Source organism: Acinetobacter sp. YH12218, assembly GCF_013417925.1.
GTDB lineage: Bacteria > Pseudomonadota > Gammaproteobacteria > Pseudomonadales > Moraxellaceae > Acinetobacter > Acinetobacter amyesii.
In genome coordinates this window covers 20072-33596 of sequence record NZ_VPDB01000010.1, presented here as the reverse complement: position 1 = coordinate 33596, position 13525 = coordinate 20072, and the positions used below count along the sequence as shown (strand labels likewise).

General features: G+C 40.8%; 13 protein-coding genes. 5 read left to right on the top strand and 8 right to left on the bottom strand.

All coding sequences use genetic code 11. The features are described from left to right. Nucleotides 1-5: 5 nt before the first annotated feature. From rsmG to FTV03_RS04695, 3 genes are all read right to left on the bottom strand, one after another. Entirely contained in the window at nt 6-638 is a 633-nt protein-coding gene (gene rsmG, locus FTV03_RS04705) for a 16S rRNA (guanine(527)-N(7))-methyltransferase RsmG (protein WP_180040228.1), read from the bottom strand. Nucleotides 639-722: 84 nt separating this feature from the next. Beyond that, nucleotides 723-1412, bottom strand: coding sequence for an N-acetylmuramate alpha-1-phosphate uridylyltransferase MurU (murU, locus tag FTV03_RS04700; protein ID WP_180007341.1), 690 nt, complete (start codon nt 1410-1412; stop codon nt 723-725). Beyond that, entirely contained in the window at nt 1412-2425 is a 1014-nt protein-coding gene (locus tag FTV03_RS04695) for an aminoglycoside phosphotransferase family protein (RefSeq protein ID WP_180040226.1), read from the bottom strand. The genes murU and FTV03_RS04695 overlap by 1 nt, the downstream gene beginning before the upstream one ends. Nucleotides 2426-2545: 120 nt before the next feature. On the opposite strand from FTV03_RS04695, the gene FTV03_RS04690 reads away from it, so the two are divergent. Next, nucleotides 2546-5017 (top strand): LPS-assembly protein LptD, encoded by a 2472-nt coding sequence (locus FTV03_RS04690; RefSeq protein ID WP_180040224.1) that lies wholly within the window; start codon nt 2546-2548, stop codon nt 5015-5017. Beyond that, the gene (locus FTV03_RS04685) at nt 5017-6324 is read left to right on the top strand and encodes a peptidylprolyl isomerase (RefSeq protein ID WP_180040222.1); all 1308 of its coding nucleotides are present in this window, start codon (nt 5017-5019) and stop codon (nt 6322-6324) included. The genes FTV03_RS04690 and FTV03_RS04685 overlap by 1 nt, the downstream gene beginning before the upstream one ends. 169 nt (nt 6325-6493) lie before the next feature. Here FTV03_RS04685 and hfq read toward each other — a convergent pair whose 3' ends face one another. From hfq to tsaE, 4 genes are all read right to left on the bottom strand, one after another. Then, nucleotides 6494-7003 carry an RNA chaperone Hfq gene (gene hfq / locus FTV03_RS04680; RefSeq protein WP_180040220.1) on the bottom strand — a complete coding sequence of 170 codons (510 nt, stop codon included), beginning with the start codon at nt 7001-7003 and terminating at the stop codon, nt 6494-6496. Between the two features lie 92 nt (nt 7004-7095). Continuing rightward, nucleotides 7096-8040, bottom strand: a complete 945-nt coding sequence (gene miaA, locus FTV03_RS04675; RefSeq protein WP_180007346.1) for a tRNA (adenosine(37)-N6)-dimethylallyltransferase MiaA — start codon at nt 8038-8040, stop codon at nt 7096-7098. Between the two features lie 6 nt (nt 8041-8046). Further along, the gene (gene mutL, locus FTV03_RS04670; RefSeq protein ID WP_180040219.1) at nt 8047-10059 is read right to left on the bottom strand and encodes a DNA mismatch repair endonuclease MutL; all 2013 of its coding nucleotides are present in this window, start codon (nt 10057-10059) and stop codon (nt 8047-8049) included. Then, nucleotides 10049-10528, bottom strand: coding sequence for a tRNA (adenosine(37)-N6)-threonylcarbamoyltransferase complex ATPase subunit type 1 TsaE (gene tsaE / locus FTV03_RS04665; protein ID WP_180007348.1), 480 nt, complete (start codon nt 10526-10528; stop codon nt 10049-10051). The genes mutL and tsaE overlap by 11 nt, the downstream gene beginning before the upstream one ends. Nucleotides 10529-10663: 135 nt before the next feature. Between tsaE and FTV03_RS04660 the strand changes: the two genes are divergently transcribed. The 3 genes from FTV03_RS04660 (at nt 10664) to FTV03_RS04650 (ending at nt 12571) form a co-directional block, all read left to right on the top strand. After that, nucleotides 10664-11569 carry a pseudouridine synthase gene (locus tag FTV03_RS04660; protein WP_180040217.1) on the top strand — a complete coding sequence of 302 codons (906 nt, stop codon included), beginning with the start codon at nt 10664-10666 and terminating at the stop codon, nt 11567-11569. A gap of 112 nt (nt 11570-11681) precedes the next feature. Then, nucleotides 11682-12029, top strand: coding sequence for a type II toxin-antitoxin system RelB/DinJ family antitoxin (locus tag FTV03_RS04655; protein WP_078189014.1), 348 nt, complete (start codon nt 11682-11684; stop codon nt 12027-12029). 98 nt (nt 12030-12127) lie between these two features. After that, nucleotides 12128-12571, top strand: a complete 444-nt coding sequence (locus tag FTV03_RS04650) for a GNAT family N-acetyltransferase (RefSeq protein WP_168378877.1) — start codon at nt 12128-12130, stop codon at nt 12569-12571. Between the two features lie 140 nt (nt 12572-12711). Here the strand turns inward: FTV03_RS04650 and FTV03_RS04645 are convergent, their stop codons facing one another. Then, nucleotides 12712-13428, bottom strand: coding sequence for a pseudouridine synthase (locus FTV03_RS04645; RefSeq protein ID WP_168378876.1), 717 nt, complete (start codon nt 13426-13428; stop codon nt 12712-12714). Nucleotides 13429-13525 lie beyond the last annotated feature (97 nt).

Sequence of the window (13525 nt, the reverse complement as noted above, 5' to 3'; positions counted from 1 at the left end):
AAATTTTAAATACGTTTAAGAAAAATTAAATGACGCTGCTCATCAAGTCGTGGAACTTGTAATGCAACGATATCAATCTTGAAATCACTTTTCAGTGTTTCAACTTCTTCTTCAGGAATTAAGCCTTTCATCGACGCAATAATACTTTGCTCATGCATATACGGTTTAGAGGCATCCACAAAATCCGTTAATGATGCAAAAGCACGACTGGTAATCACATCAAACTGACCCAGTTCATGAATGCTGTCTTCATTTTCGACACGTGTTTGTACCGCAATGACATTTTTTAGTTTTAAGTCAGCAATAAATTGTTTTAAGAATCGAATTTTTTTACCGTTGGCATCTAAAAGCACACATTCACGTTCAGGCTGACACAGTGCAATGATCATGCCCGGCATGCCACCACCCGTACCGATATCCAATAAACGACCTACAGGCAAATCATTTAGGATACTTAAGCTATCCAATAAATGCTTAACCAACATTTCTTTAGGATCACGAATAGCGGTTAAGTTATATGCTTTGTTCCACAGCACTAGGGCATCTTGGTATTTCAGCAATAGATTTAATGCTTCTTCACTCAAATCTAAGCCAAGCTTTTGACTACCTTGCTTTAAGTCTTGAAAAAAAGGATGCATAAAGAAGACATCTCAATAAAAATTAACTGAAGTATACCGATTTCTAAGCCGTGGAACAGTAGCTAACGCTTAGCGAATATGCACTTAATCGTACATGCCTTGGCGAATCTGTAGATCTAGATCACTTAAACGCTCAGGTGTGCCAACATCAACCCATGCAGTTTGCATTTTCTCTGCAGAAATTTTTCCATCCAACATAGCTTCTTTCAATAAAGGTGCGAGCGGACGCTTGCCCGCTTCCAATCCATCAAACATATTTGGATGAATGACCGCGATCCCACTATAGGTGAGTGCCTCGCCTGCATGTTCTTGCTCAAAGGTATAACTACGCCCTGCATCCAAGATAAAATCACCCTTTGGATGTTGCGTTGGATTAGTCACATAAACCAAGTGTGCCAAATCATCTTTTAGCTCAACATTGAGCAAGGCTGAAAAATCGTAAGTCGTCCAAACGTCACCATTGACTAAAATAAACGGTTCTGTCCCAAGCAAAGGTAAAGCATTAATAATGCCACCAGCTGTTTCCAAACCTTCCGCTTCACGTGTCCAACGAATATCTACACCAAACTGCGAACCATCACCTAAAGTACCAATCAGGATATCTGCAAGCCATGCAGAATTGATGATGATTTCAGTGACACCTATTTTTTTTAGCTTTTCTATATGCCAAACAATCAGTGGTTTTCCACCCACTTCAAGCAAAGGCTTTGGCTTATACAATGTTAAAGGGCGCATCCGATTTCCGAGACCCGCTGCTAAAATCATGGCTTTCATTATGCAACAACCTCATAAGTGCCGTATTTGGCTTCAAATTTCGGCAATACTTTAGCGTGAATAAATTGCATAAAAGGTTGTAATTCTGCATATGGTTTACTTTCTTCAAGTAAATACCACATCACACGCGGCAAATCTTTGAGATAACCTGACTTACCATCACGCTCAAATAAGCGCACAAAAATACCTAAAATTTTGATATGACGTTGAATCGCCATGAGGTCAGCGTCTTGTTTGAATTGCTCAAAGCTACGACCATCTTTAGCCGATGCAGGTAGCAAATCATAGAACGTTTTAAACCATGCATAAACGCGATCTACATTCCACTGCACATAAGCATCACGTGTGATTGAGATTAAGTCATAAGTATCTGCACCAATCACAGCATCTTGGAAGTCAATCACACCCTGATCTTGCTCATCATCAAGTACCATCAAATTACGGCTATGAAAATCACGATGCACAATCACTTGAGGCTGAGCCAATGCAGCATTGGCTAAGATAGCAAAGGTACGTTTAATAAGTGCCGATTCTTCTTCAGTAGGCTGCACTTGTAGAGATGGCAATAACCAATCGGTTAACAGCTCCATTTCAGAAATCAGCTTTTCATAGATATATGCAGGAAAATGAGCAGTACCATCAATTGACTGTAATTGAATCAACTGTTTAAAACTTTGAGCATAATGTGCGTCTACTGTTTGATCATTCAACAACGTGGACAATAAAACATCACCAAAATCTTCTAACAATAAGAAGCCTTGATCGAGGTCTTTGGCCATGATATGTGGTACACGCACGCCATGTGCATCAAAAAATTCATCAATCGACACAAAAGGACCACAATCTTCTTTTTCTGGTGGTGCATCCATGAGCATAAATGTTTTATTATTCAATTTGATTCGTGCATAACGACGGAAGCTTGCATCGCCTGCTAAGAAGTTAATTTCAAATTGATCTGAACCGAGTACAGATGAAATCCATGTTTGTATCAATTGTTCACGTTGTGTATTCATTTGCGATAAATTCTAATACAGGCTGAGTTTTTAAAGTGCTAAGTGTAGCTACTTATCAACTTTTTCTCTATGATGCGACAATAATTAATTGCGATTAAGCATACCTGGTTAATGAGACAAATGAAGCATCAGTTTAAATTTAATCCTTTAGCGACTGCGATCTTAACCCTTCTATGTGGTAGCTCGTTACCAAGCTATGCAGCACCTGTTTCAAACCCGTCCACGGATGACGATACAGAACAACTCAAACAAAGCATTTCAGAAGCTTATCCTGGGCAGCAGTTCTTCGAACAATATTATGTCGATAAGTCTGCACCTGAAGCACAGATTCGCAACACCAATCAATTAAGTTCTGCATTTTGTACTGGCACGTGGATTACCCCTGTTGCGCCAACGACAAAAGCGGTCGCACCTGAAGATGCAACCTCTACCATTACCGCTGACTATGGTCATTTTGACCCGAATGGCGACTCCATTCTTGAAGGTAATGTTCTGATTGACCAAGAAGGTCGTCAAATTCGTGCCGATCAAATCAAAATTGATAAAACCCAAACCTACGCCAATGCTTCTGGCCGCGTGCAAATGGCGCAGTCTGGGCTAATTTCTCAAAGCGATTCAATTGATTACAATTTAAAAACCCAACAAGGTGATTTAAATAACAGTTTCTTTATTGCTGAACAGCAGCATGCGCATGGTCGTGCTGAAAAAATTTCGCGCACTTCAACAGAAACCCTAGAATTAGAAAATGCGGTTTATACCACTTGTCCACCCGATGAAAAACCAACGTGGAAAATTCAAGCAGACAAAATTAAGCTGAATCAAGAAACCGGTCGTGGTGAAACCAAAGGAACGACACTTTATGTAAAAGATGTTCCTGTCATGGCTGTACCCTACTTCAACTTCCCGATTGATGACCGCCGTACCACAGGTATTTTGACCCCAAGCTTTGGTTTTACCAATGACGGTGGTATTGAGCTTGCGGTACCGGTTTATCTGAACCTTGCGCCAAACTATGATGCCACAGTAACGCCGCGTTATATCGCAGACCGTGGTGCAATGATGGAAGGTGAATTCCGTTATTTGACCAAAAACTTTGGTTCAGCTATGGTGTGGGGTGGTTATTTACCATCCGACCAAAAGTATGACGACCAAGATCGTAAAGACTTACATTTTCTCCATAACTGGAAAATTAACGATCAATTCACGACAAATTTAGAATATAACTATGCATCTGATAAAGACTATTTCTCAGATCTCAATAATAATCCAAACTCAAAAACTGACCTAAACTTACGCCGTGCATGGGAACTCAATTATAAAAATGGTATCCCTGGGCTAAAAGCACAGCTCAAAGTTGAAGACTTCCAAACACTGGATAAAACTGTCAGTGATGAAGACCGTCCGTATGCGCGTTTGCCGCAATTCCTACTGAACTACAAGACTGGTAATCCTCTAGGCTTACAGTACGAATTTAACAACGATACGGCTTACTTCAAAAAGAACTTACGTAGCAACGATATTCCAAGCAGCACTGTCGATTCGCCAATGTATGAGCCAAGCGGCGCGCGTATTTATAACGACTTTAGTGTGCGTTATAACTATCGTACCCCATGGTCATTTGTGATTCCTGAAGCAACGATTCGTAACGTCAACACCATTTACGATCAAGACACCGTTAATGCACAAAACATTAGTTCATCAAATGAAAGTAAATCGGTCGTTGTACCGCAATTCACTTTAGATGCGGGTCTTGTGATGGAGCGCGAAGGTCGTTATCTACAAACCTTAACGCCTCGCTTCTTCTATGCGTATTCTCCATACAAAAACCAAGACACTAACCCGAACTTTGACTCAACCACAGCGTCAATTAACTATGACCAATTATTTAGCCCGCGTCGCTTCTACGGTAATGACCGTTTAGAAGACAACAACTTCGCATCTCTAGGTTTAAGCTATAGTTTATTTGATGATGTAGGTCTTGAGCGTTTAAAAGCCAGTGTTGGTCAAAGCTTCTATTTTGAAGACCGCCGCGTCACGCTAAACAACGTCTCTGATAAATTTGATACCGAACGCCATACCGGCCCTGTCGTGAGCATTTCTAGCCAGCTATCTGACAGCATCAGTGTCAATGCCAATTCTGCATGGATGGCGAATGGTGATAATGCTCAGCGCGATATTCAAATGTATTACACAGGAAATAAAGGCAATTTATACAATGTCGGTTATTTCTATCGTAAAGACATTCCGAACAGCCAAGACAGCTATGACCAAGCAGTAGCATCGTTTATTCAACCTATTCACAATAACTGGCGTATTATCGGTCATGCACAATATGACCTCGACAACAGTATTGCGCGTGAATATTTACTTGGTGTGAACTACGAGTCATGCTGCTGGGGTGTTTCAGTTTATGGTCGTTCGTACTATAACGATTTAGATGATGTAACATCTTCAGATGTTAAACCAAAACGTGCCATTATGGCGGAGTTCACCCTAAAAGGTTTAGGTGGCTTCAACAATAAATTAACCTCTTTGCTTGAAAACCGAGTGTTGGGTTTTAACAATATTAATCAATCTTGGACAGAACGTTAATGAAGACAAAACAGTTAAAACAAATTTTTAAAGCGTCAGCTTTGGCACTTTGCCTATCGACTTCTGTATCTGTATTTGCTGCTGCGCAACCTAAAGATGAAATTGTAGCTGTCGTTGACAATAGCGTGATTCTTCGTAGTGATCTTGATCAAAGCATTGCCGAGATCACTCACCAACTTCAAGCAAAAAAACAAACCGTCCCACCGACTGAATATTTGCAGCAACAAGCTTTAGAACAGCTGATTTCGCGCCAAGCACAGCTTGAACAGGTTAAACGCTATAACGTCAAAGCGGATGAAAAATCGCTCAATGAAGCCGTACTTAAAGTTGCAAAAGACGCAGGTTCTCCAAGCTTAGAAGCATTTCAGCAAAAATTAGATGCTGTTGCGCCAAATACCTATGCTGGTTTACGTGCACGTATCGCTGAAGACATCGCGTTACAACGCCTACGCCAACAGTTAGTCACTTCTCGCATTCAAATCAGTGACCAAGATGTGAAAAACTTCTTAAGCTCACCACAAGGTCAAGCAGCACTAGGTAATCAAGTTCATGTCTTACATGTACGCGTTGCTAGCAGTGATAATGCCGTTAAAATCGCGGAAGACATTCGTAAAGAACTGGCAGCAAGTAACGATGTTAAAGCAATTACCAGCAAATACAGCACTAAAGACATTAAAGTTGACGGTGCAGATATGGGCTTCCGCAACTTATCTGATATTCCAGATGAGCTTGCTGCACGTGTAGCACCTTTACAAGTCGGTCAAACCACTGAACTGATTTCAGTACGTGATGGCGTTCATGTTTTAAAATTAGTCGACCGTAAAGGTGGCGAACAAAAAGCCATTGTTCCTCAATACCAAACTCGCCATATCTTGATTCAACCATCTGAAGTGGTGAGTCCTGAAAACGCAAAACAAATGATCGACAGCTTGTATAACCGCCTGCAAAAAGGTGAAGATTTTGCTGTCTTGGCTTCAACATTCTCGAATGACACCGGTTCTGCTGCCAATGGTGGTAGTTTAGGTTGGGTTAGCCCAGGTGTTATGGTTCCAGAATTTGAAGCGATGATGAAATCAACAGCGAAAGGTGAAATCAGCAAACCTTTCCAATCTCAGTTTGGTTGGCACATCCTGCAAGTAACAGATACACGTCAACAAGACATGACACATGAAGTACAAGAACGTATGGCACGTCAGATTTTAGGTGAGCGTCAATTTGACACTGAACTGGACAGCTGGTTACGTGAAATACGCAACAATGCCTATGTTGAAATTAAAGACCCTGCTCTAGATCGTAAAAAGAAATAAGTGAATAAACAAAAAACCAGCTTCGGCTGGTTTTTTATGTCGATTCTTATCATTATTCAGCGTTGTAGTAATTATTAGTTGTAGTAATTATTAAAAAACCAGTATTTAAACCATCTACTCTTTTTATAGGCAAAAAAAACCTCCCATTTGGGAGGTTTTTTTAACTCAATTAACGATTGTTGTTTTCGTCGTCTTGAGCATCTTCAAATTTAGTTTCGCCATCAAAACCAGCATTTTGACCGCCGAAGCCACTTTGACCGCCGAAGCCACCTTGACCACCGAAGCCACCTTGACCACCGAAGCCACCTTGACCACCAAAGCCACTTTGACCACCGAAGCCACCTTGACCACCGAAGCCACCTTGACCACCGAAGCCACCTTGACCACCGAAGCCACCTTGTTGGCCGCCGAAGCCGCCTTGTTGACCACCGAAGCCAGCAGCGCCTTGAGCACCAGCAGGAGCACCAGCAGGACGTGGGTTACGTGCTGGAACAACAGTTGAAATAGCGTGTTTGTAAACCATTTGGCTTACAGTATTTTTTAATAAAACAACGTATTGGTCGAAAGATTCAATATGACCTTGCAATTTAATACCGTTTACAAGGAAGATCGACACTGGAATACGTTCTTTACGGAGAGAATTTAAGAACGGATCTTGTAAAGTTTGACCTTTAGACATGTTATAACTCCAAAAAATAATAAAAATCAGCGCAAAAGCTACCTTTACTTTTCAATTAAAAATTATCAAAAAGGTAGTCTGTAAATTTTGCTTTATCCGTAGCACTTTCGCAAGTCTTCTTGAGCCTGCTGCGCAGTTAAATATGTAGTAAATTTATGCGTTTCTTGCAAAGATCTTAACCAAGTATATTGACGTTTTGCAAGTTGTCGTGTTGCAAAAAGTGCCTTATCCTCCATTTCACGCTGTTTTTCGCTACTTTGATCACTATTTTTCAAAAAATCTAAAGCTTGACGATATCCAACTGAGCGCATAGAGGGTAAATTTTCATCTAAATCGTATTTTTCAATGAGAGCTTTCACTTCATTTAAAAATCCAATTTCCCACATTATTTTTAGACGTCGAGCTATACGCTCATGTAATTCTAATCGGTCGGGCAATAATGCGTAATTATGAAAATTGTATCGGTATGGTACGTTTTTAGGTTGCTCAGCTTGTAACTGAGTAATGGGTTTACCGGTTAACTTAAAAACTTCGAGCGCACGGATAATTCGTTGCTTATCACTCGGTTTAAATTTTTCACCTGCCAATGGGTCTACATTGCACAATTCTGCATATACAGCATCCCAACCTTGCGACTCAGCTTTGGCTTCAATTTCAGCACGTACGGCATAGTCTGCACTTGGTAAATTTGAAGACAACCCTTCCAATAAAGCCTTGTAATACAACATTGTACCACCGACTAATATCGGTGTTTTACCTCGTGCATGCATATCATCAATCAGCACACACGCATCTTCCACAAAGTTCGCTGCCGAATACACTTCTAGCGGACTGATAATATCAATCAAATGATGTGGATATTTCTCCAACTCAGCTTTACTCGGCTTGGCCGTACCAATATCCATATCCTGAAAAACCAAAGCAGAATCGACAGAAATTAATTCGAATCCACCTTGCTCGTATAATTCACATGCCAAGGCGGTTTTACCGCTTGCAGTTGGTCCCATTAAGTTGATGACCGGCAATTGATTTGACATGTAAAACTACTCTCCCCGAGCAAAAAGTTTATCTAGCTGTGCCAATGGAAACGCACGCCACGTCGGACGTCCATGGTTACATTGGCTGGCAAATTCAGTTTGTTCCATCTGACGCAGTAATGCATTCATTTCAGATAGACTTAAAATACGGTGTGCGCGTACAGCGCCGTGACAGGCCATGCCTGCCAATATTTGATCGCGCTTTTGTAGTAACCCTGCAACCTGATCACTTGGGTCTAAATCATTTAATAAATCTGGAATCAGCGCATCAAAGTCTGCTTTATGCAAAATGGCAGGAACACCTCGGACAATAACTTGCTCATCGCCATATTGATCTATTTCTAAACCTAGGCGTGCCAATTGTTCTTTGAGCTCATCGACGCGCATCGCTTGCATCCTACTGATGCTCACGACTTTAGGAATCAGCAATTGCTGCGATGTCCAAAACTCAGGTTTATCCCAAGCAGTTTTCATTTGTTGCAAAACAATGCGCTCATGTGCCGCATGCATATCAACAATGATTAAACCTTCGGTGTTTTGGGCCAAAATATAAATACCATGCAATTGCGCAATGGCAATCCCCAAAGGATGCTCATCGACTTTCTGCTGAATATGTTCAGCCAAAGAAGTATCAAGATCATTTGTAGACTCAGTTTGACGTAAAGGCGCCAAATAACTTTGCAATGCATTATTGAGCTGTCTGGAACCCGCTAAATTTGACTGATATCCAGCACTATTGTTCGACGCATTTGAATATTGCTGTGTATAAGCTTCCTGCCCTGTTGGCGCATGATTAGAAGCATATTGCACTGTTGCAGGTGAACTAAAGTCAGTGAGTCCGCCTGAGATCTCTGGACTGACAAAATTTGAGCCTTGCTCTGCAACTGGCTGAGATTGATGTAATGAAAATTGTTCCTGATGACGCGGCTGCGGAATAATATTTTCGTGTGCCTGCCCGTCGAGTTTCATTGCAGATGACAATTCGGCTGTCGCGGTTTGAAATTGCGCTAAAGTCGATTTGGCAAAATGGCGCACAAACTCATGTACTTCACGTTGATTTAGAAAACGTATTTCATGCTTGGTTGGATGCACATTCACATCGATATTTTCTGGATCAACTTCCATAAACAACAAATAAGCGGCATGTTGATGCCCATGCAAAATACCGTCATAAGCCATGCGAAGTGCATGTGAAACGGTCTTGTCTTTTACGATACGTCCATTCACATAGACATATTGCATATCGGCCTGCGCACGTGCATCTGAAGGATGGCCTAACCAACCACTGAGACGCATATTGACGCTATCAGCATCTATCCAGTACGCATTTTCAGTAAATTGACGGCCTAATAATTGTTGTACCCGCTGAAAACGCAGCGTACCACTGTCTGCAATAGGCAAGTTCAGCTTAATACTATTGTTATGCTCAAGGACAAAACGTATATCAAAATGGGTCAGTGCCAAACGACGGACAATTTCTTCGATATGTCCAAACTCAGTCCCCGGTTTTTTGAGGAACTTACGCCGTGCAGGCACATTAAAAAATAAATCTTGCACACGGATGGTGGTGCCTTGCGTCGCTGCCACAGGCTGAATTTCTTGCGAATCAAATGCGGTGCCATTTACTTCGACCTGATAGCCTACACCGTCATCATTTTGGCTACTGGTCAATGTCAAACGAGACACCGCAGCGATCGAAGCCAAGGCTTCCCCACGAAAACCTAGACTTACAATGGCATGCAAATCTTCAGCAGTTTGGATTTTACTTGTGGCATGGCGCATGACCGCCAAAGGTAGATCTTCAGGGTGAATACCCCGACCATTGTCTATTATTTCAATCAGTGTACTGCCGCCTTGTTCAATACGAACAATCAGCTCAGTCGCCCCTGCATCAATGGCATTTTCCAGTAATTCTTTGACCACAGAAGCAGGACGTTCAATCACTTCCCCTGCGGCAATTTGGTTGGCTAAGGCAGGATCAAGCGTTCGAATGCGGCGGGCACTGATTTCATTCAGCATGGTTAAATTTTTGCTCCAAAGCGTTTTGCAAAGTTTCTGAAGAAGAGCTTAAAGTCGCTGTACGGGTGGTTTCATCCGCAGACTTTTCAATATTAATAATTAAATCAGCCTCGGGGATTTCGTCGCCCCCTTTAGATGGCCATTCAAATAAAAATAGGGCGTTCGGCGTTTCTAAATAATCACGGATACCCATAAGTTCAAGCTCATAAGGGTCATTCAGACGATATAAATCAAAATGAAAAATATCTTGTCCTTGAATATTGTAAGGTTCAACTAATGTATAGGTTGGACTTTTTACCGCACCTTGATGACCCAAGTGTTGTAAAAAATAACGTGTTAACGTGGTCTTTCCTGCACCCAAGTCACCAATTAAATACGCTACACCCGTCGTAAAATGCGTCGCCAGTACGGTAGCTAAGTTTTGGGTATCGACTTCACTATTAAGTTCCAGACTGAATGAATACTGCATATTACTCACAACATGTACATAAGAATTAAATATGATAGCATCGCACTGGCTAAAATGGATATGTTCACACTACAGATTGAGCATTTTTCATGATGTGTTCTCTGCTTTATTTGCTCAGTTTTTAGATCTTTCTTCATGCACAGTTTTGAATTTACTCCCCCAATGATCAATGGTGTTAGTGCCAGCAAAGTCTTCCTTGACGGTCAACACACGCAAGCCTCTACCGTCTATGCATATTTGTGTGAACAATTTCCTCATATCCAAGCAGCAGAGTGGCAACAACGATTTAAGGATGGATTGGTCTATGCCGCAAATGGTGACGTTTTAACGATAGACAGTCCTTTTGAAGCCAATCGTCATGTTTATTATTATCGATTCTTAGCGCATGAAATCCATGTTCCCTTCGAGCATCAGATTTTATTTGAAAATGATCATTTCATCGTGGTCGATAAACCGCATTTTCTCACCATGAGTCCAACCGGTCAGTATGTACAAGAAACCTTGTTGGTTCGACTCAAAAAGCAAACGCAGCTTGAACAGCTAACGCCGATTCATCGTTTAGACCGTGAAACTGCCGGCGTGGTGCTCTTCTCCAAATGTGTCGAAAGCCGTGGGCTATATCAACAGATGTTTGCCACTCGAAACGTTCAAAAAACCTATCATGCCATTGCAGCTTATCGAGATGAATTAAATTTCCCAATCACAACTCGCTATCGCATGGAAAAAGGTCAACCTTTTTATACAATGCAAATAGTAGATGGTGAACCTAACAGCGAAACCTTCATTCAGCTGATCCAGCAGCATGGAAACCGCGCTAAGTATGAATTAAAGCCACATACCGGCAAGCAGCACCAACTCCGTGTGCATTTAAATGCTTTGGGCATTCCAATTCAAAACGACCCCTTTTATCCAGTAGTGCAACATAAGGCAGAGGATGATTTCAGCCAACCTTTACAACTACTTGCGAAACATCTTGAGTTTATCGATCCTGTGACAGAGCAGGCTTTTCAATTCAGTTCTGCCTATGAATTGACACTGTAAATCGATTGTCATTACATTAAATTGATAAAATACTGCCGAACATTCTTGAATTTATGATAGTTTTGATTAGAATAAATGCGAAAAGTTAAGTATTTTAAAGCTTTCTAAGAATATGAGAAAAACTGAAGTCTACCAAATCCGCCTCGATTCACAGGAAAAGAAACAGGCCTTTGCCGTGTTTAAACAATTAGGCATTACACCTGCACAGGCTGTACGTCTATTCTTTAAACAAGTTGTTTTAACCAAATCGATCCCCTTCTCTATTGAAAACCAAAATATCAATATTGAACAATTGATTAAGTTACGTAAATTAAAACAACAAGAAGCCCAAGCCATTTCAACCACTGAAATTAGCCCTGCGGAATTAGAAATTTTAAATAATGATCCATTATTAGATGATGATCATCTCGACTTGTTTGAAGAACTCAATGCAATTTTGGGTGAAGGTGACAAAACTTAACACTGTCGCATTTATAAACAATTTATAAATCAACCAATTTCGAAATTTCGATATGCTTCATGCAAGACTGATAAAAATAGCATGGAGTATAGAAAAAAATGATCGTTCGACGCGCAACAGAAGCAGACCTTCATCCACTTGCTGTTTTATTTGATGAATATCGCCAATTTTATGGCACCTCTTCTAATCTTGATATCTCATATAAATTTCTAAGACAACGTTTTGAAAATAATGAAAGCGTAATTTTTATTTGCTTAAAAGATGATGTGATTACTGGGTTTATCTTACTGTATTTGGGCTTTTCATCTGTGGCTTGTTCAACTTACTATATTTTAGATGATGTCTATGTCAGCCCTGTATATCGTCGTCAAGGTTCAGCTAAACAATTGATCGATACCGCTGTTCTCTTTGCACAACATGAAGGTGCGCTTCGAATCAGCCTCGAAACTCAAAAAAATAACTATCACTCGCATCAGCTCTATGAATCGATGGGCTTCATTAAAGATGATGAATTTCAAACCTATCATTACTTTATTCGTTAATGCCTTGCTCGACGTTAAATACACAATCAACGCATATTAGAAACGCATCTTTAAATCAATAATTAGCAGACATATTTAGGGGCTTTAATACCGCACATTCATCCTTTGAATAATGAAGTATCAAAGCCCAGTACACATTACTATGCAGTGATATTTTCACGAAATTTCGATTGTTCAATTTGCACTGTATTTAAATAGATCCACTCACCCTCAGCGAGATCATCAAGCTTTAATTGTCCAATTTGAGCACGATGTAAAGTTTCAACTTTATTGCCGACAGCCGCCAACATCCGCTTCACTTGATGATATACCCCTTGATGGACAGTCATTTGTAATTGCTGTGAAGCCAATAGCTGCACATCGGTTGCAGCGAAAATGCCTTTTTCGTTTCGCAGCTCCACGCCTTGTTGCAATTGTTGCATTTGCTCAGGCGTCACAGGATCTGCGGTATGCATCGAATACACTTTGGCAACATGCTTTTTAGGGTGTGTCAGTGCTTGCAGATATTGACCATCATCCGTGAGCAGCAACAGTCCAGTGGTGTCTTGATCCAGCCGCCCTACGCATTGCAAACCACGATTTAACAGCACATCATCAAATAATTCAAAAACACTAAAATGATGGGTTGCCTGATGCGAACATTCATAACCTTGAGGTTTATTTAACGCGATATAAACATGCTCACGATAGGTATAGTCCTGTCCATGCACACTGTAAGTTAAATCATTCAAGTCCAGCTTTTGCTTTGGATTATCTACAATCTCACCGTGTATTTCGACCGCACCATTTTTAATCAACTGTTGGCAATATTTACGCGAACCAAAACCTTGTGATTGCAGCATTTTTTCCAAAAACATAGAACAACCTAATAAACACCATATATTGCTATTTTATACTGAACAGTGACTCAACTTGCAGGAAAAATAGCGGAAATGATCTTGAACGCCAGTTTTT

Bases quoted from the DNA above. Each gene is read 5' to 3' on its own strand.
- mutL (WP_180040219.1), bottom strand. From the start codon at position 10,059: ATGCTGAATGAAATCAGTGCCCGCCGCATTCGAACGCTTGATCCTGCC.
- FTV03_RS04650 (WP_168378877.1), top strand. From the start codon at position 12,128: ATGATCGTTCGACGCGCAACAGAAGCAGACCTTCATCCACTTGCTGTT.
- FTV03_RS04695 (WP_180040226.1), bottom strand. From the start codon at position 2,425: ATGAATACACAACGTGAACAATTGATACAAACATGGATTTCATCTGTA.
- hfq (WP_180040220.1), bottom strand. From the start codon at position 7,003: ATGTCTAAAGGTCAAACTTTACAAGATCCGTTCTTAAATTCTCTCCGT.
- FTV03_RS04645 (WP_168378876.1), bottom strand. From the start codon at position 13,428: ATGTTTTTGGAAAAAATGCTGCAATCACAAGGTTTTGGTTCGCGTAAA.
- tsaE (WP_180007348.1), bottom strand. From the start codon at position 10,528: ATGCAGTATTCATTCAGTCTGGAACTTAATAGTGAAGTCGATACCCAA.
- rsmG (WP_180040228.1), bottom strand. From the start codon at position 638: ATGCATCCTTTTTTTCAAGACTTAAAGCAAGGTAGTCAAAAGCTTGGC.
- FTV03_RS04690 (WP_180040224.1), top strand. From the start codon at position 2,546: ATGAAGCATCAGTTTAAATTTAATCCTTTAGCGACTGCGATCTTAACC.
- FTV03_RS04660 (WP_180040217.1), top strand. From the start codon at position 10,664: ATGCACAGTTTTGAATTTACTCCCCCAATGATCAATGGTGTTAGTGCC.
- FTV03_RS04685 (WP_180040222.1), top strand. From the start codon at position 5,017: ATGAAGACAAAACAGTTAAAACAAATTTTTAAAGCGTCAGCTTTGGCA.
- FTV03_RS04655 (WP_078189014.1), top strand. From the start codon at position 11,682: ATGAGAAAAACTGAAGTCTACCAAATCCGCCTCGATTCACAGGAAAAG.
- murU (WP_180007341.1), bottom strand. From the start codon at position 1,412: ATGAAAGCCATGATTTTAGCAGCGGGTCTCGGAAATCGGATGCGCCCT.
- miaA (WP_180007346.1), bottom strand. From the start codon at position 8,040: ATGTCAAATCAATTGCCGGTCATCAACTTAATGGGACCAACTGCAAGC.